The organism is Halomonas sp. 11-S5 (assembly GCF_029889825.1).
Classification (GTDB): Bacteria; Pseudomonadota; Gammaproteobacteria; order Pseudomonadales; family Halomonadaceae; genus Halomonas.
Genome location: NZ_JARANW010000003.1, coordinates 134,907 through 158,910, shown reverse-complemented (window position 1 = coordinate 158,910; position 24,004 = coordinate 134,907). Strand labels below are relative to the sequence as shown.

At 65.4% G+C, this 24,004-nt stretch carries 20 protein-coding genes; 4 read left to right on the top strand and 16 right to left on the bottom strand.

Features of this window, described 5'->3' with window-relative positions; all coding sequences use genetic code 11:
* Positions 1-88 precede the first annotated feature (88 nt).
* A complete protein-coding gene (locus OP497_RS03775) occupies positions 89-502 on the top strand; it encodes an FAD-binding oxidoreductase (protein WP_280546631.1) in 414 nt (137 codons plus the stop codon).
* 79 nt (positions 503-581) lie between these two features.
* Here OP497_RS03775 and OP497_RS03770 read toward each other — a convergent pair whose 3' ends face one another.
* From OP497_RS03770 to OP497_RS03760, 3 genes are all read right to left on the bottom strand, one after another.
* A complete protein-coding gene (locus OP497_RS03770; protein WP_280546630.1) occupies positions 582-1,181 on the bottom strand; it encodes a glycine zipper 2TM domain-containing protein in 600 nt (199 codons plus the stop codon).
* A gap of 215 nt (positions 1,182-1,396) precedes the next feature.
* Positions 1,397-2,314 (bottom strand): methylenetetrahydrofolate reductase, encoded by a 918-nt coding sequence (locus OP497_RS03765; RefSeq protein ID WP_280546628.1) that lies wholly within the window; start codon positions 2,312-2,314, stop codon positions 1,397-1,399.
* A 6-nt stretch (positions 2,315-2,320) separates the two neighbouring features.
* Entirely contained in the window at positions 2,321-3,622 is a 1,302-nt protein-coding gene (locus tag OP497_RS03760; protein ID WP_280546627.1) for a glycine cleavage T C-terminal barrel domain-containing protein, read from the bottom strand.
* A gap of 139 nt (positions 3,623-3,761) precedes the next feature.
* Here OP497_RS03760 and OP497_RS03755 point away from each other — a divergent pair, with 139 nt between their 5' ends.
* A complete protein-coding gene (locus OP497_RS03755) occupies positions 3,762-6,329 on the top strand; it encodes an FAD-dependent oxidoreductase (RefSeq protein WP_280546626.1) in 2,568 nt (855 codons plus the stop codon).
* Between the two features lie 4 nt (positions 6,330-6,333).
* On the opposite strand, the gene OP497_RS03750 is transcribed toward OP497_RS03755, so the two are convergent.
* Positions 6,334-7,359, bottom strand: a complete 1,026-nt coding sequence (locus OP497_RS03750) for a GlxA family transcriptional regulator (RefSeq protein ID WP_280546624.1) — start codon at positions 7,357-7,359, stop codon at positions 6,334-6,336.
* Positions 7,360-7,570: 211 nt separating this feature from the next.
* Here OP497_RS03750 and OP497_RS03745 point away from each other — a divergent pair, with 211 nt between their 5' ends.
* Complete coding sequence (locus OP497_RS03745; RefSeq protein WP_280546623.1) at positions 7,571-9,310, top strand: formate--tetrahydrofolate ligase; 1,740 nt, start codon at positions 7,571-7,573, stop codon at positions 9,308-9,310.
* A 77-nt stretch (positions 9,311-9,387) separates the two neighbouring features.
* Here the strand turns inward: OP497_RS03745 and OP497_RS03740 are convergent, their stop codons facing one another.
* The 7 genes from OP497_RS03740 to OP497_RS03710 form a co-directional block, all read right to left on the bottom strand.
* The gene (locus OP497_RS03740) at positions 9,388-10,533 is read right to left on the bottom strand and encodes an iron-containing alcohol dehydrogenase (protein WP_280546622.1); all 1,146 of its coding nucleotides are present in this window, start codon (positions 10,531-10,533) and stop codon (positions 9,388-9,390) included.
* Positions 10,530-11,912 carry an aldehyde dehydrogenase family protein gene (locus tag OP497_RS03735; RefSeq protein WP_280546620.1) on the bottom strand — a complete coding sequence of 461 codons (1,383 nt, stop codon included), beginning with the start codon at positions 11,910-11,912 and terminating at the stop codon, positions 10,530-10,532. Before OP497_RS03735 ends, OP497_RS03740 begins: the two co-directional genes overlap by 4 nt.
* 111 nt (positions 11,913-12,023) lie before the next feature.
* Entirely contained in the window at positions 12,024-13,394 is a 1,371-nt protein-coding gene (locus tag OP497_RS03730) for a glutamine synthetase family protein (RefSeq protein ID WP_280546618.1), read from the bottom strand.
* 101 nt (positions 13,395-13,495) lie between these two features.
* A complete protein-coding gene (locus tag OP497_RS03725; RefSeq protein WP_280546616.1) occupies positions 13,496-14,548 on the bottom strand; it encodes a TRAP transporter substrate-binding protein in 1,053 nt (350 codons plus the stop codon).
* Between the two features lie 83 nt (positions 14,549-14,631).
* Positions 14,632-15,954, bottom strand: coding sequence for a TRAP transporter large permease subunit (locus OP497_RS03720; RefSeq protein ID WP_280546615.1), 1,323 nt, complete (start codon positions 15,952-15,954; stop codon positions 14,632-14,634).
* Positions 15,954-16,550, bottom strand: a complete 597-nt coding sequence (locus OP497_RS03715) for a TRAP transporter small permease subunit (RefSeq protein ID WP_280546614.1) — start codon at positions 16,548-16,550, stop codon at positions 15,954-15,956. The genes OP497_RS03720 and OP497_RS03715 overlap by 1 nt, the downstream gene beginning before the upstream one ends.
* A complete protein-coding gene (locus tag OP497_RS03710) occupies positions 16,543-17,340 on the bottom strand; it encodes an N-formylglutamate amidohydrolase (protein WP_280546612.1) in 798 nt (265 codons plus the stop codon). Before OP497_RS03710 ends, OP497_RS03715 begins: the two co-directional genes overlap by 8 nt.
* Before the next feature lie 143 nt (positions 17,341-17,483).
* Between OP497_RS03710 and OP497_RS03705 the strand changes: the two genes are divergently transcribed.
* Entirely contained in the window at positions 17,484-18,362 is an 879-nt protein-coding gene (locus OP497_RS03705) for a MurR/RpiR family transcriptional regulator (protein ID WP_280546608.1), read from the top strand.
* 95 nt (positions 18,363-18,457) lie between these two features.
* On the opposite strand, the gene OP497_RS03700 is transcribed toward OP497_RS03705, so the two are convergent.
* Genes OP497_RS03700 through OP497_RS03680 form a run of 5 tightly spaced genes read right to left on the bottom strand, consistent with a single transcriptional unit; the run spans position 18,458 to position 24,003 of the window.
* Positions 18,458-19,750 (bottom strand): FAD-binding oxidoreductase, encoded by a 1,293-nt coding sequence (locus OP497_RS03700; RefSeq protein WP_280546607.1) that lies wholly within the window; start codon positions 19,748-19,750, stop codon positions 18,458-18,460.
* Positions 19,751-19,753: 3 nt separating this feature from the next.
* A complete protein-coding gene (locus tag OP497_RS03695) occupies positions 19,754-21,121 on the bottom strand; it encodes a glutamine synthetase family protein (protein WP_280546606.1) in 1,368 nt (455 codons plus the stop codon).
* 57 nt (positions 21,122-21,178) lie between these two features.
* Positions 21,179-22,243, bottom strand: coding sequence for a spermidine/putrescine ABC transporter substrate-binding protein (locus tag OP497_RS03690; protein ID WP_280546604.1), 1,065 nt, complete (start codon positions 22,241-22,243; stop codon positions 21,179-21,181).
* A gap of 42 nt (positions 22,244-22,285) precedes the next feature.
* Positions 22,286-23,083 (bottom strand): ABC transporter permease, encoded by a 798-nt coding sequence (locus OP497_RS03685; RefSeq protein WP_280546602.1) that lies wholly within the window; start codon positions 23,081-23,083, stop codon positions 22,286-22,288.
* Positions 23,080-24,003, bottom strand: a complete 924-nt coding sequence (locus OP497_RS03680; RefSeq protein WP_280546600.1) for an ABC transporter permease — start codon at positions 24,001-24,003, stop codon at positions 23,080-23,082. The genes OP497_RS03685 and OP497_RS03680 overlap by 4 nt, the downstream gene beginning before the upstream one ends.
* Position 24,004 lies beyond the last annotated feature (1 nt).

Genomic DNA, 24,004 nt, shown 5'->3' with positions numbered 1-24,004 from the left:
ACAGACTCATATGCAGCTCCGCCCATCACCCGGTTGCTACCTCCATGAGGCCCTGAGAGTGTGATCACACCTTACAGCGAGCATTGTCATGACCCAGTCGCGCCCCCCGTCCTACTATTCTGCGTCCGTCATCAGGGAATCCGATTACCCCATTCTCGAGGGCAATCACCGGGTCGACGTCGCCATCGTGGGTGGCGGCTTCACGGGCGTGGCCACGGCCGTCGAGCTGAGCGAGCGGGGCTATCGGGTGGCGGTGATCGAGGCGAACAAGATCGGCTGGGGGGCCAGTGGACGCAACGGCGGCCAGGTCACCGGCAGCCTGTCCGGCGAGGACGCCATGCGCCGCCAGATGCGTCGCACCCTCGGCGATGAGGCCGCCGATTTCGTCTGGGATCTCCGCTGGCGCGGCCAGCGCATCATTCGCGAACGTGTCGAGAAATACGCCATTCCCTGCGACCTCAAGCACGGCCACCGCCAACGCGATCAACCGCCGGACGTCTGAGGCGCTTTGCCCCCGACAACGACAGCGCCCCGGCCATCACTGGCCGGGGCGCTGTCTTTCATGACGAGATGGCGCTCCTTCAGCCACCTTGCGAGGAGACGGCATTCCACTGCGGCTGCCCCTCCTCGAGCAGCACCCGGTCGCCCTGGGGCGGGTTGTCCAGGCGGCTGGTCTGCACCGTCTCGCCGTGGCGCCAGGTGACCTGGTAGCCCTCGGTCTCCTGACGGGTGTCGACCACGGTACGGCACTCCTGGCGGGTGGTGGTACGCGGCTGGGACTGTGCCGCCTGGGCATGCTGGCGTGCCTCCACGCGCTCCTGGACCTCACGGCCGGCCAAGCCGCCGCCGATGGCCCCGGCCAGCGTGGCTATCTTCTTGCCGCTGCCGCCGCCGACCTGGTTGCCGAGCAGGCCGCCGACGATGGCCCCGGCGGCGGTGCCCACCACGCGATGGGGATCACGGCTGGCGCCCTGCCCCGTCGGGGCTTCCGGTGGCAGCTGCACGACCACCTGCTCGCACACCTCGCGGGGGGTCTCCACGGTACGCGTCAGGGTCTCCACGCTGGTAATCTCGGCGTACTCGGGGCCGCGCTGCTGGTCCTGGATCTGCCAGGCTCCGAAGGCCAGCCCGCCCAGCCCCAGCACGGCCAGGGTAGACCCCACCACGATCGATTTGCTCATCTGTCACCTCCTGAAGGGCGCGGGACGCCACTGCTGAAATACCATCGGACTCCAGGCGTGAGTGACCATGACGGCTTGGGGCGATGAGAGGGGTCGCGCAATCCGGCACCACCCGACGAGGCCCAGTATAGGCCGACTTGCCCTCTCGAGGTGGCGAGGGAGACGGCTTCCACATTCTCTCCCTGGCTGTCGCCCGATGGAGACGGCCACGGCGGTCAAGCCAGCGGCTCGCTGGCGGAGGTGACGAGCTGGGCATTCGGCGCATCGACCGCCGGCCGATCGGGCATCAGGTGCTGACGTGCCTCCAGCCAGCGGCGGGTGGCGGCGACCCGGTTGAAGGTGAAGACATGCAGGCCGACGAAGCCGGCACCGGGATCGCCCAGGACCGGCCCCACCCCCTCCAGCAGGGCATCGGGATAGTAGGGCGAGGGCCTCAGCAGCCGTGCCATCCAGCCCGACTGGCGGCGCAGGGCGCGCACCGAGGGGCCCAGCCCCAGGCGCAGGGCGATGGCGAGGAGTCGTCTGGGCTCCATCACCCCGGGAATGCCGGCATGGACCGGCAGCGGCAGGCCGAGCCGCCGCTGCCGCTCGCGCCAGGCCAGCAGCGGCCTCGCCTCGAAGCACAGCTGGGTCACGGCGTAGTCGGCCAGCGCCGCCTTGGCCTCCAGGTCACGCTGCAGGTCGGCCGCCTCGATGCGGTGGTGACCCTCGGGATAGGCGGGCACGCCGAGGCGCGCCGGGCGCAGTTCGAGCCCGTCCATGGCCTCGAGCAGTGCCAGGCCGTGGGGGTAGGCCCCCACCGCTCGCTCGGCATCCCCGCCCACCACGAAGGCGTCATCGATGCCCAGCGCCGCCACGCGCCCCAGCAGCCGCTCCAGGTGGGCGCGGTCGTGCACCAGCCGGGCGGCGAGGTGCGGCACCACCCGAAAGCCCCGCCCGACCAGCCATTCGCTGGCCTCCAGGGTGCGCTCCAGGCCGCGGCGCGGCGAGCAGGTCACGGTGACCACGGCGCCGTACGGCAGGGCCCGGGCCGCCTCCTGCAGGCCGGTGATGGGCAACAGCTCGTAGCGGCTCGCCTGCCAGACGGGGCGGGCGAGGGCCGCCGTCAGGGCGGCCCGATTGGCATCGTTCATGGCGGTTTATCCCTTGGGGATCGCCTTGCTGGGATCATGGAAGGGCTTATCCACCACCACGGCGTCCTGGGGGCCGGTATTGGCCTCGATGCGCAGCGGCGTGCCCAGCTCGGCGTACTCGACCGGCACCATGGCGTAGCCGATGTTGCGCTCCTGGCGCGGCGAGCGGGTGGCCGAGGTCACCTTGCCGATCCGCTCGCCGTGCGCCGCGAACACCGGGAAGACGTCGATCATCGCGCCGTCGGTGAAGTAGCCGACGCTCGGGCCGTCGATCTCCACCCCCACCAGCTTGCGCGACACCCCCTCGGCCTTGATGCGCTCCAGGGCGGCGCGGCCGATGAAGTCGTCGTCGCCACGCAGGTCGACCATCCAGTCGTAGCCCATGCCCACCTCGAAGGGGTTGGTGTCGTACCAGATGTCGCAGCCGAAGGCGAGGATGCCGCCCTCGATGCGGCGGATGTGGCAGGGGCCGATCACCTGCATGTCGTGGGGGCGGCCGGCCTCGAAGACCCGCTGCCAGAGCGCCTCGCCGAAGCGGCTGGCCTCGCGCAGGTAGATCTCGTAGCCGATCTCCCCGGAGTAGCCGGTGCGCGAGATCACCACCGACATGCCGTCGAGCTCGGCCTCCATCAGGTGGTAGTAGGGCATCGCCAGCACCGCCTCGCCGAACAGGTCCACCATCACCGCCTTGGCCTTCGGCCCCTGGACCTGCACCGGCGCCACGTCCACTTCCTGGAGGGTCACCTCGAGGCCGGAATTGACCGTCAGGCCGCGACACCATAGCAGGATGTCGCTGTCGGCCAGCGAGAGCCAGAAGCGGTTCTCCTCGACACGCAGCAGTACCGGGTCGTTGAGGATGCCGCCGTCGGGGGCGGTGACGAAGACGTACTTGCACTGCCCCACCTGGCAATGACGCATATCCCGGGGGACCAGCCGCTGGGTGAAGGCGAAGGCGTCGGGGCCTGCGATCTCGATCTGGCGCTCGACGCCGACGTCCCACAGGGTCACGCCCTGCACCAGGGCCCAGTACTCGTCTACCGGATCGGTGTAGAGGCGCGGATGGTAGTGGTGGTTATAGACGCTGTACTTGCGCACCCCGTGTCGCCGCGAGGCATAGAAGAACGGTGACTTGCGGATGCGCGGATAGAGCAGGATCTCCGGCGCCGATGGGGTGTTCTGAGTGCTCTGGATGCTCTCGATGGCCTGGGACATGACCGCCTCCTCCCCTGTCTCGCTGGCGGGGACCGGCGCCCGCCGGCCGCCCTTGCCTTCGACACTAGCCCCGGTGGCGACGGCCCATCTCGCCATGGACGCCCCGCTCTTTGGCGTGGGCGACAGGGCCGGCCGCGGCCTGTCGCCGCCAGGCAAGGGGGCGTCGCCGCGGGACAGCATGCCGCCCGGGGCCTGCCTTATCCTGCGGGAAACCCTCGAAATGAGGAGGACGACCATGGCGACCCTACCCTCGCAGGCAGACGCGGTGATCATCGGCCTGGGCGGCATCGTCGGCGCCTCGGTGGCCCACCACCTGATCGAGCAGGGCTGGACGAACCTGGTGGGGCTCGAGACCTCCGCCCTCCCCTCGGACATCGGCTCCACCGCCCACGCCTCCGATTTCTGCTTCATGACCGCCCACGATCGGCTCTCCTGCTACACCACCACCTACAGCCAGCGCTTCTATGAGGCCCTGGGGCACTACCACAAGGTCGGCGGCCTGGAGATCGCCCGGGTCGGCGACGAGGCGCGCCTGGCCGAACTGCAGCGCAAGGTCGCCTCGGGCAAGGCCTTCGGCACCAACGTCCGCATGGTAAATGCCGACGAGGTGGTGGCACGCTTTCCCCTGCTCGACCGCGACCAAGTGCTGGGCGGCATGTGGGACCCCGACGCCGGCCTGGTGATCCCGCGCTCCCAGCGGGTGGCCGGCGAGCTGATCGAACGCGCCGTGGCGGGCGGCCAGCTGCGCGCCTTCGCCGAGACCCCGGCGCTGGATATCGACGTCCAGGACGGCCGGGTGTGCGGCGTCGAGACGCCCAGGGGCTATGTCGCCACCCCGCGGGTGATCATCACCTCGGGCATCTGGGGGCCGATCCCCGCCGCCATGGGTGGCGCGGCCCTGCCGCTGATGCCAGTGGAGCATCCGCTGCTGTTCTTCGGCCCCTTCGAGACCTTCGCCGGCACCGGCAAGGAGATCGGCTACCCGCTGCTGCGCGACCAGGGCAACTCCGCCTACCTGCGCGATACCGGCGACCCGACCAGCACCGAGGGCGGCCAGCTGGAGTGGGGCTACTATGAGTCCCGCGAGCCGCGGCTGGTGGATCCTCGCGCCATCCTCCCGCGCGACCGGGCACGCCTCTCCCCTTCCATGCGCGACCTCGAGCTGGACCAGGTGGCCGAGGCCTTCGCGCGGGCCATCGAACTCGCCCCCGTGCTCGGCGAACTGGGCTGGGACGAGAAGCACTCCTTCAACGGCCTGCTCTCGGTCACCTCGGACGGCGGCTCCCTGGTGGGCGAGTCGCCGGAGACCCGCGGCCTGTGGTTCTGCGAGGCCGTCTGGGTCAAGGACGGCCCCGGCATGGGCAAGCTGCTCGCCGACTGGCTGACCCATGGCCGCCCCGAGCTCGACCCCTGCGGCATCGACATCGCGCGCTTCTACCCGGTGCAGAAGACGCCCCACCACGTCCTGGGCCGCTGCCGGGAGATCGCCCGCAAGATCTACGACCCGCCGGTGCACCCCCGCGAGCCCTTCGAGAGCGGCCGCGACCTGCGCCGCGGCCCCTTCTGGCCCCGCGAGAAGGCGCTCGGCGGCCACTTCATGGAGGCCGCCGGCTGGGAGCGCGCCCACGGCTATGCCGCCAACGAGGCGCTGCTGGAGCGCTATGCCGAGCGGGTGCCCGAGCGTCCGGCCGAGTGGGACGCCCGCCACTTCTGGCGGGTATCCAATGCCGAGCACCTGGCGCTGTCCGACGACGTGGGCATGATCAACCTCTCCCACTTCGCCATCTACGATATCGCGGGCCGCGATGCCGAGGCGCTGCTGGAGTGGCTCTCGGTGGCCCGCGTGGGCGGCGACACCCCCGTCGGCAAGGGGGTCTATACCCACTTCCTCGATGCCGCCGGCGGCGTCCACTCGGACCTCACCATCGTGCGCCTGGCCAGGGACGCCTGGCGGGTGATCTGCGGCGGCGACACCGGCCACCGCGACCTGATGTGGATCACCCGCCGCGCCGAGGCGGCCGGCCTGACCCGCTGGCACCTGGAGGATCGCAGCGACGGCCTGGCCACCCTGGGCCTGTGGGGCCCCAACGCCCGGCGTACCCTGCAGGCCCTGGCGGACGATCCCGAGGGCCTGGACGACGCCCGCTTCCCCTTCGCCACCGCCCGCGAGATCCGCATCCAGGGATTGCCGGCATGGGCCTTTCGCATCTCCTACGTGGGCGAGCAGGGCTGGGAGCTCTATGTGCCCTTCAACTACGGCCTGGCGCTCTGGGATCGGCTGTTCGAGGCCGGGGTCACGCCGGTGGGCATCGAGGCCTACGCCAACAGCCGCCGCCTGGAGAAGAGCCTGCGCCTGCAGAACGTCGACCTGCTCACCGACTACAACCTCGTCGAAGCGGGCCTTGCACGGCCCAGGGTCAAGGCCGCGGATTTCCACGGCAAGGCCGCCTACCTGGAACAGCGCGAACGGCACGGCCAGCCGGCCACCCTGTGTACCCTGGTGATGGAGGATCACCATGATGCCGCCGGCACCCAGCGCTTCCCGGTCGGCCAGTCGCCGCTGCTCGACCCCGAGAGCGGCGAGGTGCCGGTGGACGCCCTGGGCCGACGCTCCTACGTGACCAGCATCGCCTACGGGCCATCCATCGGGCGCAACATCGCCCTGGGCTATCTGCCCGTCGACTATGCCGAGGAGGGGCGCACCCTGCTGCTGGAGTACTTCGCCGAGCACTATCCGATGCGGGTGGCAGCGGTGGGCTACCGGCCACTCTACGATCCGGACAACGCCCGGCCGCGCGGCTGAGGGCTCAGCCGTCCAGCGTCCGATCGCCGGGCGGCGATGCCAGATCGGCCTGGCGGTCGTGGCGGCGCTTGCGCTCCCCGCTCGGCGAGTGGCCGAAATGGTCGTGGTAGCACTTGGTGAAGTGCGGCGGCGAGACGAAGCCGCTGGCCAGGGCCACCTCGGTGATCGGCATATGGGTCTGCTGCAGCAGCAACCGCGCCCGGGCCAGGCGCAGCTCGAGGTAGTACTTGAGCGGCGAGCAGCCCACATAGCGCTGAAAAAGCCGCTCCAACTGGCGTCGCGACAGCCCGGCATAGCGGGCCAGCTCGTCCAGGGCCAGCGGCTCCTGGAGGTTGGCCTCCATCAGGGTGGCCACCTCCTCCAGCTTGGGATGGCTGTGGCCCAGGCGCACCCGCAGCGGGCTGCGCTGGCGGTCGCCCACGCCGCGGATGCGCTCGTGGATGAACTCCTCGGCGATCGCCTCGGCCACGGCCAGCCCCTGCTGGCGACCGATCAGGTTGAGCATCATGTCCAGGGGGGCAATGCCGCCCGAACAGGTGTAGCGGTCGCGATCCATGACGAAGAGCTGGGAGGTGAAGGTCACCGCGGGGAAGCGCCGCGCCTCGTGCAGGCTGCCGATATGCTCCCAGTGCAGGGTGCAGCGATAGCCGTCGAGCAGCCCCGCACGGGCCAGCACATAACCGCCGGTGCACACCGCCCCCAAGGGGATGTGTCGCTCGGCCAGGCGCCGCAGCCAGGACAGGGTCGCGCGATCGTCGTGGCGCTGCACCTCGACCCCACCGCACACCAGCAGCAGGTCCAGGGCCGGCATGGGCTCCAGCGCCTGATCCACCGCCATGGCCAGGCCGTTGCTGGCCGTCACCGCAGTACCGTCAGCGCTCACCAGGTGCCAGGTATAGAGAGGTCGGTCGGCCAGGTGGTTGGCCATGCGCAACGGCTCCAGCGCCGCGGAGAAGGCGAGCTGGGAGAAGCCCGGCAGCAGCAGGAAACCGATGTCATGGTGGTCCTTGGCCGGTACGGGAGCTTCCATCACCCCTCCTTCCCCTCGCCGGCGCTCGGCCGGGCGACGTTGTCATCAGGAATAGCCCATCCCTTCGACCCTCGGCAAGGGCAGCGAGTTTACGCCGCGTGTCGCTGCGCCCAAGGCCGCGGACGTCGACAGGCAAGAGGGCAGCGTCAGGCGCACGATACTGAACGAGATGCGAGGCATGATCCGCCGACGCCCAGGAGGAGAGACGGTGATGGCACCCCAAGCGACCCAGCAGGCCCCATCCCGGCCCGCCGACAACCTGAGCATCGCCCGCGCGGTGCGCCTCTGGCCCATTGAGGAGATCGCCCATCGCCTGGGTCTGCCCGGCGAGGCGGTGGAGCCCTACGGCCGCGGCATCGCCAAGCTCGACCTGGCGGCCGTGGCGACCCTGGCCGAGCGCCCGCGAGGACGCTATGTGGTGGTGACCTCGATGACCCCGACCCCGCCCGGCGAGGGCAAGACCACCACCGCCATCGGCCTGGTGCAGGGGCTGCAGCGGCTCGGCCACACCGCTACCGTGGCCCTGCGACAGCCCTCCATGGGCCCCACCCTGGGGCTCAAGGGCGGCGCCACCGGCGGCGGCTACAGCCAGGTGCTGCCCATGGAGCGCATTAACCTCCATCTCACCGGCGACATTCACGCGGTGGGCGCGGCCCACAACCTGCTCGCGGCCATGGTCGACAATCACCTGCACCATCGCCTGGAGCCCGAGCTGGATCCTCGCGAGGTGTGCTGGCAGCGGGTCATCGACCTCAACGACCGCGCCCTGCGGCATCTTGTACTGGGTCTCGGCGGGCGCGGCGACGGCGTGCCCCGCCAGGGCGGCTTCGAGATTACCGCCGCCTCCGAGGTGATGGCGGTGCTGGCGCTGGCCGACTCCCTGGCCGACCTGCGCCGCCGCCTGGGCCGGCTGATCGTGGGCCTGGACCGCGACGGCGAGCCGGTCACCGCCGAGCAGATCGGCGCCGCCGGCGCCATGACGGTGCTGCTCAAGGAGGCGCTCAAGCCCAACCTGCTGCAGACCCTGGAGCACGCCCCGGCGCTGATCCACGCCGGCCCCTTCGGCAACATCGCCCACGGCAACTCCTCGATCGTCGCCGACCGCATCGGCCTGCACGCCGGCGACTTCCTGGTCACCGAGGCGGGCTTCGGTGCCGACATGGGCGCCGAGCGCTTCTTCAACATCAAGTGCCGGGCCTCGGGCCTCGTCCCCGATGCCGCGGTGCTGGTGGTCACGGTGCGCGCGCTGAAGTACCACAGCGGCCGCCACCGGGTGGTGCCCGGACAGCCGCTGCCCGACTCGCTGCTGACGGAGTCCCCCGACGAGGTCCGGGAAGGCGGCGCCAACCTGCTCAAGCAGATCGACAACGTGCGCGCCCACGGCCTCTCGCCCGTGGTGGCGATCAATGCCTTCCCCGGCGACCACCCCAGCGAATACGCCGCCATCCGCGAGCTATGCGATTCGGTGGGGGTGCGCGCCGAGGTCTCCCGCCATGTGCGCGACGGCGGCGAGGGCGCCCTGGCCCTCGCGGAGGCGCTGATCGAGGCGATTGACGAGGCCAACGAGGCCGGCAACGGCTTCCACTTCCTCTATTCCGCCGAGATGGCTCTGGCGGAGAAGATCGAGCGCATCGCCACGCGCCTCTACGGCGCCGAGGGGGTCGATTTCGCCCCCGGCACCCGGGAGCGGCTCGAGGCCTGGCAGCGCCAGGGGTACGGGTCCTTTCAGGTGTGCATCGCCAAGACACACATGTCGCTGTCCCACGATGCGAGCCGGCTCGGCGCCCCGACCGGCTGGCGGCTGCCGGTGCGCGAGGTGCGACTCTCCGCTGGTGCCGGCTTCGTCTACGCCCTGGCCGGCGACATCCGCACCCTGCCCGGGCTCAACGCCTCGCCGGCCGCCACGCGGCTCGATATCGACGACAACGGCGAGATCACGGGACTGTACTGACCTCTGCAGTCACAGGGGGTAAACGGGTGGCGCTGGCTCCCAAAGGGCTGAAAAGAGTGCATGTTGTCGAGCGACAGTCACATACACTGGCGGAACAGCGCCTTGAGATCCTCGACAGTCAACGTCACCGGGTTCCCGCCACAGCTGGGATCCTGAATGGCCATTTCGGCCAGATCGTCGATGCGGTCAGGTGTGGCGCCGATCTCCGAAAGGGTGCCTGGGATGCCCATCTGATCGTTGAGCTCCTGCACGAAAGCCCTGAAACCATCGAAGCCATCTTCGATACCCAGGTAATCGGCCGCCATGTCGAATCGCGCGCGGATCTTGTCGGAGTTGAACTCGAGCACCGCCGGCATGCAGATCGCGTTGGTGGTGCCGTGGTGGGCGTTGAACACCGCGCCGATGGGATGGCTCATCGCATGGATGGCCCCCAACCCTTTCTGAAACGCGGTGGAGCCCATTATCGCCGCGCTCATCATGTGAGCACGTGCCTCCAGATCCGTGCCGTCGGCATAGGCGCGCGGCAGGTAATCCTTGACCAACCGCATGCCTTCCAGCGCGATGCCCTGGCTCATCGGGTGATAATGCGGACTCGAGAACGCCTCGACGCAGTGGGCAAAGGCATCCAGCCCGGTACCGGCGGTGATCGGCTTGGGCATGCCTACCGTCAGTTCGGGATCACAGAGCACCACAGTGGGTAACACCTTGGGGTGAAAGATGATCTTCTTCTCATGGGTTCGGGAGTTGGTAATGACGCTGGCCCGGCCCACTTCCGCACCGGTCCCGGCGGTAGTGGGCACCGCCACGATGGGCGCGATCGCATCGGCATCGGCCCGCCTCCACCAGTCGCCGATATCCTCGAAATCCCACACCGGGTGCGTCTGGCCGGACATGAAGGCTACCATCTTGCCCAGATCCAGCCCCGAGCCGCCGCCGAACGCAATCACCCCGTCATGGCCCCCCGCCCGGTAGGCCTCGACCCCTGCCTCCAGGTTCTGTTCATTCGGGTTGGGGTCGACCTCGGCAAACAGACGACGGCCAAGGCCTGACGCCTCGAGGATGTCCAGCGCGGCCCGGGTGATCGGCAGATCGGCCAGGCCTCGGTCCGTCACCAGCAGAGGACGGGTGATGCCCGCCTCGGCACAGGCCTCGGGCAACTCATCGAGACGGCCCGCGCCGAATCTGATGGCGGTGGGATAGGTCCAGTTTCCCGTCAGCATCATTTCGTCACCTTCTTCAGGTAGTAGGACTTTGGCCTTGTCAGGTTGTGGTAGCCGATCACCGACAAGCCGCCGCCGCGGCCCGTATCCTTGCAGCCGGTCCAACAGAGGCCCGGGTCAAGGTAATCCGCGCGGTTCATGAACACGGTACCGGTCTCGACGCGGTCACCCACACGCTGGGCGCGCTCGATATCGGCCGTCCACAGGCTGGCCGTCAGGCCGAACCGGCTGTCGTTCATCAGTTGGATCGCCTCATCATCTCCCGCCACCTTCATGATGCCGACCACCGGACCGAAGCTCTCATCGCGCATCACGCGCATGTCATGGGTCACCTGGGTCAGGATCTGCGGGGTCAGATAGGCGCCACCGTCATCTTCGAGCTTCTGCGTGATATGGGCCCTCGCACCGGCGGCCAAGGCCTCATCAATCTGGTCACGAACCTCCTTGGCAAAGCGGATATTTGCCATCGGGCCTATATCCGTATCGGCGGCCAGAGGATTGCCCAGCTTGTAGCCCTCGACGATCGCCACTGCCTTTTCGACGAAGGCCTCATAAAGGCTCTCATGCACGTAGATGCGCTCGATCCCGCAGCAGCATTGCCCCGAGTTGAATATCGCTGCGTCGATCAGGGTCGCGACCGCTGCATCGAGGTCGGCGTCGTCCATGACATAGCCCGGATCCTTGCCGCCCAGCTCCAGGCCAAGCCCGGTAAAGGTGCCAGCTGCCGCCTGTTCCATGGTGCGCCCGCCGCCCACGGAACCCGTAAAGTTCACGAAATCGAATGCCCGATCGGCGATCAAGGCCGAGGTGGTATCGTGATCCAGAAAGACATTCTGTAACACATCCTCGGGCACGCCGACCGAATGGAAGGCACGCGCCATTCGCTCGCCGACCAGCAGGGACTGGGTGGCATGTTTCAGCAGTACCGTGTTTCCCGCAATCAGCGCCGGCGCCACCGTATTGATCGCCGTCATGTAGGGATAGTTCCAGGGTGCCACCACCAGCACCACGCCGTGTGGGATGCGCTTGATATAGCGCTTGACCGTGGCATCCTCACCCACCGCGATATCGGCCAGCGCCTCCTCGGCAATGGTCGCCATGTGGCCACCACGCTCCTCGAAGCCGCCGAACTCGCCACCATAACGAACCGGGCGGCCCATCATGTGCGCCAGCTCCGGCACCACCTCGTCATTCATGCCACCCACGGCGGCGATGCCGGCCCGAACCAGTTCGATACGCTCCCGGATAGGCCGTGCGGCCCAGCTCGCCTGAGCCGACCGCGCCCGTGCGGCCGCCTGTTGCGCGGCCTCGGGCGACAGGGCGTCACGCTCGGCGAAGACCGACCCGTCGATCGGTGAGATACATTGCAGGATATGACCCATCGTCTTCTCCAGTTTGTGGAAGGTGCGCTCCGGCAGCTCTCGTCCGCCAGGCCCCCGATGTCACCGGGCTCTCGTAACGGGCTCGTCATGAGCTCTCGTCATGGGCTCTCGTCATGAACGCTCGAAGCCGCGTGCCACCTCGTAATCGGTCACCACCCGTGCGAAGTCTTCCAGCTCCACTTCGGCGGCACGGGTATAGTGATCGACCACGTCATCCCCCATGGCCTCGCGCAGCATGGCGGAATCCTTCAGGGCCTGCATGGCATCGCGCAGGTTTTTCGGGATCAGGCCAGTCTCTCCTTCATAGGTGTCACCCTCGGCGGGTGGGGGCAATTCCAGCCGTTCCTCGATTCCCTTGATGCCGGCAGCCAGCTGTCCGGCCATGGCCAGATAGGGGTTCAAGTCTGACCCACCGATGCGACACTCGATACGCACCGCCTGGGTGTTATCGGCGCACAGACGAAACCCCGCGGTGCGATTGTCAACCGACCAAACCGTACGTGTGGGAGCGAAGGAGCCCTTCTGGAAACGCTTATAGCTGTTGATATAAGGGGCCAGGAAGTAGGTATAGTCAGCCGCGTATTTGAGCAAGCCGGCCAGGTAATGCTTCATCAGCGGGGACATGCCATGCACATCGCTTTCGTCAAAGAAGGTGGGGTAGCCCCCCTGCCACAGCGACTGGTGGATATGGGTGGAACTACCCGAATGGTCGTGATGCCATTTAGGCAGAAAGGTTACCGCGCGCCCCTGCTGCCAAGCAATCTCCTTGGTCGCATGCTTGGCGATAGTATGATAATCCGCCGTATCGAGTGCCTTCGCATAGTGGATATTGAGCTCCCCTTGACCCGAGCCGGCTTCACCCTTGGTACCTTCTACAGGGATGCCAGCCGCGTATAGATGGTTGCGAAGTGGGCGCAATACGTGCTCTTCCTTGGTGGTCTGGAAGATGTGATAGTCTTCGTTATATCCACTGATCGGCTCGATATCGCGGAACCCGTTCTTGCGAATTTCGTCGAGACTCTTCTCGAACAGGAAGAACTCCAGTTCGGTTGCCATTACCGCGTCGAACCCCATCTCGTCCAGCCGTGCGAGCTGGTGCTTGAGAATGGCGCGCGGCGAATGGGGCACCGGGGCATGGGTGTGATGATCCAGCACATCGCACAGCACCATGACCGTGCCATCAAGCCATGGCACGGGTCGTAGCGTGGCGAGGTCCGACTTCATGACATAATCACCATAGCCGGCCCTCCAGGAGGTGCTGGCATAGCCATCAGGCGTTTCCATCTCGAGATCAGTGGCCAGCAGATAGTTGCAGCAATGCGTCTCGTCCCAACCATCATTCACGAAGTGACGCGCATGGAGTCGCTTGCCCATCAGGCGCCCCTGCATGTCGACGATGCACACGAGCACCGTATCCACTTCACCACTCCCCACCTTGGCCTTCAGGTCCTCCAGGGCATCCAAAGCCAGCGCGTTGGTCATTACCGACGCTCCTCATCGCATCAAGATATCAAGGCCCAGCGCTCAGTCAGGAACCTTCCTCAAGCGGAATGCCCCGGCATGCGCCGGGGCATGTGATCTGGTCACGCATCGCTGTAGCGATAGGGCCGGCCAGCCTTGCGCATATCGGCATTGTATTGTTTGAAGATCTCGACCACCTTGGCCTTGGTCTCGGATTGCGCCGCAATTTCGTTCCAGAATTCATGAGCGGCATTTTCCACCTGATCCCACTCGGCATCGGGAATCGTGGTAAGTTCCAGCTTGTCACCATGGACGCGCAGACTGGCCTCGCCGCCCCAATACCAATGCTGGCGATAATAGTGGGACTGTTCACAGCACACCTCGAACAGCAGCCTGAGGTCTTCAGGCAACTCTTCCCAGCGCTCCATGTTGACGAAGAAGTGCCCGATCCAGGCACCCGAGATGTTGTTGGTCAGGAAGTAGTTGGTGACATCGGCCCAACCCACCGTGTAATCCTCGGTGATACCGGACCAGGCTATGCCGTCCAGCTCGCCGGTCTGTACGGCAACCTCGATATCCTCCCAAGGCAGGGTTACCGGTACCACGCCGAACTGCGACAGGAAGCGCCCCGCGGTGGGGAAGGTAAAGATGCGCTTTCCCTCCAGATCCTTGAGGCTGCGAATCGGCTCCTTGGTGACGAAATGGCACGGATCCCAGGCGCCAGCACTGACATGCTTGACACCGACCTTGGCATACTCCTCCTCCCAGATCTCCTTGAGCCCATACTGGTTGAACAGCACCGGCACATCGAGGCTGTAACGTGAGCCAAAGGGAAAATACCCACCAAAGACGGCGACCTCGGTGGGAGATGCCATCGAATCGTCGTCCGATTGCACAGCATCGATGGTGCCGCGCTGCATCGCCCGGAAGAGTTCGCCCGTCGGCACCAGCTGATCGGCATAGTACAGCTCGATCTGCATACGATCCCCGGCGATCCTGTTGAACAGGTCGATGGCAGGCTTGGCGACATGTTCGGCCAAGGCGGCACCGGCATAGGTCTGCATGCGCCACGTGATGGCGGGCTCGGACGACGACTGGGCCATGACCCTTGAAGCCAGTGGCGCGATGGCAGCACCGGTCGCGGCCGTGATCAGAAACTTGCGTCTTGTTGTCATTTTCTCGCTCTCCTGGTGTTAACTACCGGATGTGACATGGATTCGGCCCTTGGTGAGGCTCTTGTTGTTCATTCCCGCTGTGGTCAACTCCCATAAATGTAGCCCGGAAGCCAGAGTGCGATTTGCGGAAAGACCATCACCAGGCTCAGGGCAGCCGTCATCACCAATACGAAGGGGAGGATCGACCAGTAAATATCGCGAAGCCCAATTTCGGGCGGCGCCATGGCACGCATCAAAAACAGGTTATAACCAAACGGTGGCGTCATGTAGGCGATCTGTGTCGTGATCGTGTAGAGCACCCCGTACCAGATCAGATCAAAACCAAGCGCATCGACCAGCGGCACATAAAGCGGCGCCACGATCACCAGCATGGCAGTATCGTCCAAGAAGGTGCCCATCACGATGAAACTGAGCTGCATCAGGATCAGGATCATCCAGGGCGACAGCCCCAGGCGAGCGGTGAACAGGTCCTCGATGGCCTTGACCGCGCCCAGCCCGTCGAAGATGGCACCAAAGGCGAGCGCGGCCAGGATGATCCACATGAACATGCAGGAGATGGCCAGCGTCTGTCGTACCGACACCTCGAACACCTTGCGCGTCATTCGCCCCTTGAGTGTTGCGGCCAGTAACGCGGCCATCGCCCCGACAGCCGAACTCTCGACCAGTGATGTCCAGCCCTTGACGAAGGGGACCATCATCACCGCAAAGATCGCCAGCGGCAGCAAACCGGCTCTCAGCAGACGTAGCTTCTCGGAAAGGGATACATCGCGCTCTTCGGCGGGCAGGACGGGGCCCAGAGATGGCTGCAGGCGGCAACGGACATAGATATAGATGATGAACAGCGTCGCCATCATCAGCCCCGGCAACACCCCGGCAAGCCACAGCTGCCCCACGGGTTGGCGCGCGATCATCGCATACAGCACCAGCACCACCGAAGGCGGCACGAGAATCCCGAGACTGGAGCCCGCCTGGATGACGCCAGTGACCATGATCTTGTCATAGCCCCGCCGCAGCAATTCGGGCAAGGCGATGGTGGCGCCAATCGCCATCCCGGCCACCGACAACCCGTTCATGGCCGAGATGAGCACCATCAACCCGATCGTGCCGATGGCAAGGCCACCCCTGACCGGCCCCATCCAGACATGGAACATCCGATAAAGGTCATCTGCAATACGGCTTTCCGACAGCACATAGCCCATGAAGATGAACATCGGAAGGGTCAGTAGTGGATACCATTTCATCAACTTCATCGCGGATGAGAATGGAATATCGACCCCACCGGTCCCCCACAACAGGACACCCGCTAACGCCCCGACAAATCCGATAGCGCCAAACACACGCTGACCGGTGAGCAGCATCAGCATCATCGCGCTGAACATCACGATTGCGATCATCTCATACGGCATCAGTCGATCACCCCGCGGAGACGGCCGATATCCCTGAAAAACTCGGCAAGAGATTGAAGGATCATCAGAAACACTCCGAGACAAAGTACCGTCTTGATGGGCCACAACCAGGGCCGCCAAGCCGTAGGACTTCGCTCCATGAAGCCAAGCTCCTCTCCAGCCGCTGACGGACCCTCGGTGAAGAAGGTACCGATGAGATCGAGGAAGAAAGTGAATGGCTCACTACCAAAGTACCCAAGCGAATATGCCGTCGACACCAGGCCGCCATAGAGAAGGACGCCGAGATAGAAGATCAGGAAGAAGACCGTGATGGCATCGACCCATGCCTTGGTTTTCGGGCTCCATTCACCATAGAAGAGGTCCATGCGAACATTCGACCCCAGCTGGATCGAGTAGGGTCCACCCAACACGAAATACGCCACCATGACGAATTGCGCGGTTTCCAGCGTCCACATCGATGGTGTCATGAACACCTTGGAGGCCGATGACCACAGCAGCACCCCCATCAGGACAAATATCAGGTACATCGCCATTCGACCGATAACGCGGTTCATCGCATCGATGGCACTGATATAGATCAGGATGGCCCTAGGCATCTGGCTTGCCCTCCCGGGGCGATGGCTCGAATCCCAGGGTGACCAGCGCGGGCAGGATCAGCTGCGACAACTCCCTGGCCAAGGTGTCTTCCCCTTCCCGCGTGGCCAGCAGGTCATTGCGAATCTCGATCATCACATTCGCCAGCCCGTTGTCGATACCATGGAGCTTCAGGGAGTGGGTCACGCCATCCTCGGGCCCATAAGGGACGTTGCGCTGAATCCTTCGATGCGGCAGGAGTTGGGAATGCGCCAGCATCGCATCGGCCATCCGCTGGTCGGCATCATGGAGAATGCCGATCTCGACCGCACGGGCCCGACCATGAAAGTTCGGTGTGAAGCTGTGTATGGTGATCAGCACCGTCGGGATATCGTGCGCTTCTCGTTCTACCAGCACGCTCGTCACGGCGTCGCAAAACGGACGATAGAACGCCTCGACCCGGGCAGAACGCTGCGCTGCGGTCAGCTTGTGATTGCCCGGCACATCGATGATTTCCACGCGCTGAGGCATCGCGCTGGCTGCCTCGGGGGGGCGATTGCAGTCGTACACAAGCCTCGAGATCCGGCTCGCCACCAGCGGTGCATGCAGCATCTCCGACAACTTCACGGCCACGGTGCGGGCGCCGGGATCCCATGCCGCATGACTGCACCGATGCGCGGGATTCAGACCAAGGTCATGATATGGCTCGGGTATATGATGTGAAGCATGCTCACACAGGATAACGACAGGGCCGTTGGCCTGACGATTGTGGATCTCGACGCTCGGGGACGACTGCTCGATTTTGCTGGCCATCAGGACTCCTCCACGGTCCTGTAAAGATATAGACGTCGAAAAGCCACTGTGTCAATATTTCTTCAAATACCGTTTCCACGTCGATCCGCAGCCGCAATCGAAGGCCCGGGCATAGCCGGAGGACTCGTTATGAAGGGGGCGTTATGACGACCACCGACTCTACCTCCACCGTGCGCGAACTGATCCGGCAGCATTACCCGGCGCTGACGCAGTCGGAACGAAAGTTTGCCAACGCGCTGCTCGACAACTACCCAGCGGCAGGCCTCGCCTCGATCACTATCGTGGCGAGCAAGGTGGGCGTGTCATCTCCCACGGTGGCGCGGATGGTCAAGAAGCTGGGGTTCAAGGGCTATCCGGAGTTCCACAAGGCCCTCTTGCGCGAGCTGGAGGCAACGGGGGTCGGGCCCACCCAGAGGCGCGCCAACTGGTCATCCGAAGCCCCCGAAACGCATCTGCTGAACCGGTTCGCTCAGGCGGTCACGAGCAACCTGCAGCAGACCTTTGCGCATATCGAGACGGAACGCTTCGATCAGGCAACCAGCCAACTGGCCGATACCGACCGACGGCTTTACATTGTCGGCGGGCGCATCACCCAGGCGCTCGCCGATTATGCCTTCACGCATTTCCAGGCGGTGCGCCCCCGCGTGACCCACATGACCTCGTCTTCGGGCACGTGGCCACATTACGTACTGGACATGGAGCCGGGTGAAACCCTGCTGATCTTCGATATCCGGCGTTATGAGACCAACCTGCTGCGCCTCACGGAAATGGTGTGCAAGCGCGGCGTGCGAGTGGTGCTATTCACCGATCAGTGGGGATCCCCCATCTCGTCACTGGCCGACTTCACCTTCAACTGCTGGGGTGAGATTCCCTCAGGATGGGATTCCAGCGTGGCGACCATGATGCTGCTGGAAACCATGATCGCCGCCGTCCAGGAGCAGCGCTGGCCCGAAGCCCGTGATCGCTATGAACGACTGGATGAATTGTTCGACATGACCCATTTCTTCCGCAAGTTCACCTGATCGCCAGCTCCTCGCCTGGTATTCGATCGTTATACGGATCGATCGTTGTCCCGGGTTCAAGGAGGCCAACGCCGAGGCAAGGCACGGGGGGGTGCTCAGACCCCGAGCTTGTCGCGGGTCTGGTAGTACCATGCGCCGATGGCCGACAGCGGTACCCGCAGCAGGCGGCCGCCGGGAAACGGCAGCTGGGGCAGGCCGGCGAAGGCATCGAAGCGTTCCTCGCGCCCCGTCATCACCTCGGCGATCAGCCGCCCGGCCAGGTGGGTACAGGTGACGCCGTGCCCCGAGTAGCCCTGGGCATAGTAGACGTTGTCGTTGACCACCCCGAACTGCGGCAGGCGGTTGAGCGTCATCAGGAAGGTGCCGCTCCAGGCGAAGTCCACCTTGACGTCGTCGAGCGACGGGAAGGTCGTGAGCAACTTGGGCCGGATGACACCCTCGATGTCGGCCGGGTCGCTGCCGCCGTAATTGACGCCACCGCCATAGAGCAGTCGGTTGTCGGCGGTGAGGCGGTAATAGTCGAGCAGATAGTTGCAGTCCTCCACCGCCAGGCCATTGGGGATGAGGGCGCGGGCCCGCTCCTCGCCCAGCGGCTCGGTGGTGATGATCTGGGTGCCGCAGGGCATCGACCGGCCCTCGATCTCCGGCAGCACGCCCTTGAGGTAGGCATTGCCGGCCATCACCACCCGCTCGGCCCTCACGCGGCCGCGGGCGGTGCGCACCAGCACCGGCTCGCCGTGCTCCACGCCAGTGACCGGCGACGCTTCGAAGATGCGCCCGCCCAGCGACTCGACGGCCGCCGCCTGGCCCAGCACCAGGTTGAGCGGGTGCAGGTGGCCGCCGCCGTGGTCCACCAGGGCGCCGGTGTAGCGCTGGGAGTTGACCTCGCGCGTCACTGCCTCGCCTTCCAGCAGTTCGAGCTCCCGATAGCCATAGCGCTCCCACAGCGCCTTGTGCTCGCGCAGCCCCTGCATCTGCCTGACGTTGCAGGCGGCGAAGAGATTGCCGTCCTTGAGGTCACAGTCGATGGCGTAGCGCTCGACCCGCTCGCGGATGATGCGGTTGCCCTCGAAGGCCATGTCGCCCAGGGCTCGGGCAGTATCGGCGCCGTACTTCTCCTCGATGACGTCCAGGTCGCGGCTGTAGCTGTTGACGATCTGGCCACCATTGCGACCCGAGGCGCCATAGCCGACCCTCACCGCTTCCAGCACCACCACCAAGAGGCCACACTCGGCCAGGTGCAAGGCGGCGGAAATACCGGTGAAGCCGGCGCCCACCACGCAGACGTCGCAGGCTACCTCGCCCTCCAGGGCAGCTCGCTCGGGTGCGGCGTTGGCGGTGGCAGCGTACCAGGACGCGGCGTGATCACTGATTAATGACATGGACATGGGTCATACCCTCAACAACAGATGCTCGCGTTCCCAGGAGCTGATGACTTGGAAGTAGGCGCGATGCTCGGCACGCTTGACCGCCAGGTAGCTATGGATGAAGCGCTCGCCGAGGATGTCGGCCAGGGGCTGGCTGTCGTGCAGCAGGTCCAGCGCCGGGCCGATGTCGTCGGGCAGCTTGTTGCCGCCGGACCAGGCGGAGCCCACCATCGGCGGGCGCGCCTCGAGGTGTCCCATCAGGCCCAGATAGCCGCAGGCCAGCGACGCCGCCATCACCAGGTAGGGGTTGGCATCCGCGCCCGCCAGACGGTTCTCGACCCGCGTCGCCTCGGGGGTGGAGACCGGCACCCGCAGCCCCACCGTGCGGTTGTCCATGCCCCACTCCACATTGATCGGTGCCGAGCCGCTGGTCTCGGTGCGCATCAGCCGGCGGTAGGAGTTGACGTTGGGCGCCAGCAGCGGCATCACCGCGGGCAGGTAGCGCTGCAGGCCGCCGATGAAGTGGTGGAATAGCTTACTGGGCTGGCCGTCCGCGTCGGCGAAGACATTGTGCCCATCCTTGGCGTCGAGGAGGCTCTGGTGGATATGCATGGAGCTGCCCGGCTCATTGGCCATGGGCTTGGCCATGAAGGTGGCATACATGCCGTGGCGCAGCGCGGTCTCACGCAGGGTGCGCTTGAACATCACGACCTGATCGGCCAGATAGAGAGGGTCGCCGTGCTGGAAGTTGACCTCCATCTGACCGGCCCCCTCCTCGTGGATCAGGGTGTCGAGGTCCAGGTTCATGGCCTCGCAGTAGTCGTACATCTCCTCGAACAGCGGATCGAACTCGTTGACCGCGTCGATGGAGAACGACTGGCGGCTGCTCTCCTGGCGACCGGTACGACCGATCGGCGGCTCCAGGGGGTAGTCGGAGTCGGTATTGGTCTTGACCAGGTAGAACTCCACCTCCGGGGCGATCACCGGCGTCCAGCCGCGGGCGGCATAGAGCTCCAGCACCCGCTTGAGCACATAACGTGGCGCCAGCTCCACCGGCTCGCCGGTCAGGTAGAAGCAGTCATGGATGATCTGTGCCGTGGGATCCTCGGCCCAGGGCACCAGATAGATGGCATTCGCATCGGGCACCAGTTCCATGTCCCGTTCGGCGGGATTCCAGAAGCGGATGTCCTCGTCGTCCGGATAGCCGCCAGTGACGGTCTGGATGAAGATCGAGTCGGGAAGCCGCGGGCGGCCACCGTTGAGGTACTTGCCGGCGGGCATGATCTTGCCCTTGAGGATGCCGGTCAGGTCGCTGACCAGGCACTCGACCTCGGTGATGCCGTAACTCTGGAACCAGTCGTTGAGGAGCGGCTGCTCCTGTCGGTTACTCATGGGAAATTTCCTTGCTCGGAATGGCGAGCCCCCGGCCCGATGCCGGGGGCCCTGCGCTCAGCGAGACTGGACCTCGGACCACAGCTGCTGGAAGGTCTGCAGGGCATCGCCTTCCAGGCTGGGGGTGAAGCGCAGTCGCTCCATGTCCGCCTCACTGGGCTGGACAGGCGGCTCGATCAGCACCGCGTCCAGGTAGGGCTTGGCGGCCGCATTGGGGCTGGCGTAGTAGTTGTAGTTGGAGAGCTGGGCGCCCACCTCGGCGTCGAGGATGAAGTCGATGAACTTGTGCGCCATGTCCGGGTTGGGGGCCTTGGCGGGGATGAGCATCGAGTCCACCCACATCTCGGCGCCCTCGTCGGGGATCATGAACGCGAGGTTCTCGAAGGACTCCGGGTTCTCATCCTTGAAGAAGAGGTAGTCGCCATTGTAGGAGAGCCCCACATGGGTGACGCCGCGGGCCAGCTGCTGCAGCGCCGGGGTGCCATCGGTAAAGCCGCTGAAGGTGTCGCGCCCCTTGGTGTCGATCAGCAGGCGCGCGGCCTCCTTCCAGGCCTCAGGATCGGTGCAGTCGTAGCCGTGCCCCAGGTAGGCGCAGGCGCCACCGAGGCTCACCTGGCCATCGCCCATCAGGGCGAAGGGATGGTCGGGATTGACCTCGGGATCGAACAGCAGCGACCAGCTCTTGGGCGCGTCTGGGAAGGTCTCGGTGTTGTAGACCACCCCGGTGGTGCCCCACTGGTAGGGGGCGGTGTACTCGGCCCCCGGGTCGTAGGCCGGATCCTGGAACTGCTGCATGACGTTGTCGAGATTATCGAGCTTCGACTTGTCGAGCTTCTGCACCAGGCCGGTCTGGATCAGACGCGGCACATAGTAGTTGGACGGCACGATGATGTCGTACTGCGAGACCCCGCCGGCATTGAGCTTGGCGAACATCTCGGGCAGCGAGTTGAAGTAGTTCTGCACGACGTCGACGTCGTACTTCTCCTCGAAGGCCTCGATGATCTCGGGGTCCATGTATTCGGTCCAGTTGAACAGGTAAAGCTTGTTCTCCTGGGCCTGGACGCTGCCGGCCAGCAACGCAGCGCCGACGGACAGGGCAAGTGCGGTCTTGTTGATTGTCATCTCGGACTCTCCTCGTTTCCCCTAAGGGAAGGGTTGGCCGGCTCATGCCTGCCGGCGACGGCTGAACACCAGACTGATGAGGGCGGCAAGGGCCACCGCGCCGATCATCAGCGTGGCGATGGCATTGATCTCGGGCGACACGCCCTTCTTGATCGCTCCCCAGATGTAGATGGGCAGGGTCGCGCTCTCCGGCCCCGCGGTGAAGAAACTGATCACGAAGTCATCCACCGACAGCGTAAAGGAGAGGAAGAACGCCGAGATCAACGCTGGCTTGATGGTCGGAAGCATGAAATGCACGACCCGCTTGACCGGCGTGGCGTAGAGATCCTTGGCGGCCTCGAAGAGCGTCGGATCCAGACCCACGAAGCGCGAGTAGACGATCAGCGCCACGAAGGGGATCTGGAAGGTGATGTGGGCGATGATCATGGTGCCGAGGCCCGGCTGCAGCAATCCCGTCAGGCGATGGATCTGCACGAAGAAGGTCATCTCCGAGATACCGAAGACGATGTCGGGCAGCACGATGGGCAGGTAGATCAGCACGATCAGCCACCCCAGCTTGCGGTGGCGATGGCGATACATGCCGTAGCCGATCAGGCAGCCGACCCCCAGCGCGATCACCGACGAAGTGATCGCCAGGATCATGCTGTTGGCGAAGGCCGAGAGGATCTCTTCGTTGCCCATCAGGCGGCCATACCAGCGCAGCGAGATGCCGGTGAAGGTGGCCGCACTGTTGGAGGCATTGAAGGAGAACAGCACCACCACGGCGAGCGGCAGATACAGGAAGGCCAGAGTGAACCACCAGAAGCCGGTCAGGCCGCGCTTGAGCGTGCGCTTTCTCATATCACCACCTCCTCGCCGCCACCCAGGCGTTTGCCGATGCGACGCATGGCGAACAGCCCCACGAAGGTGGCGATCAGCATCAGGATCGCGCCAGCCGCGCCCAGCGGCCAGTTGGCCCCGCCGGCGAACTGGTTGGCCACCAGGTTGCCGAGCATCATGCCCTTGCCGCCGCCGAGCAGCTCGGGGATCACGTACATGCCGAAGGCAGGGATCGCCACCAGCACGATGCCGGCCAGCAGCCCCGGCAGGGTCTGGGGGAAGACGGCGTGCCAGAAGGCCCGCACCGGCGAGGCGAAGAGGTCCTGGGCGGCCTCCACCTGGGCGGTGTCGAGCTTCTCGAAGGCGGCGTAGAGCGGCAACACCATGAACGGCAGGAAGTTGTAGACCAGGCCCAGGGTCACCGCGAAGTTCGACGGGTAGAGCCCCATGTTGGGGGCAATGAAACCGAGGCTCTCGGCCAGGTTGGACAGCGGCGTGCCCGGGGCGAGCAGGTTCATCCAGCCGAAGGTGCGGATCACCTGGTTGGTCCAGCTCGGCACCACTACCAGCAGCAGCATGATCGGCCGCCATCTGGCGCGGCAGGTGCTGATGTAGTAGGCGATGGGATAGGCGACGACCACCACCAGGCCGGTGGAAACCAGCGTCTGCCACAGCGAGCGCAGCAGGGTATAGAGGTTGCCGGGGCTCCAGCCCAGGAAACCGAAGCCCGCCAGGCGCCGGAAGGACTCCAGCGACAGCGGCATCTCCGGCAGGCCATAGGGGCCGTTGGTCATGAAGGCCACGCCCATCAGGTAGGCGCTGGGCAGCACCAGGAAGATGACGATCCAGGTGGCCCCCGGGGCCACGGTGAACAGCAGGTGCCGTGATTCCCGCACCATGCCACGGCTGCGGGCGGAGGGCGTTACGCCGGTGTAGGCCATG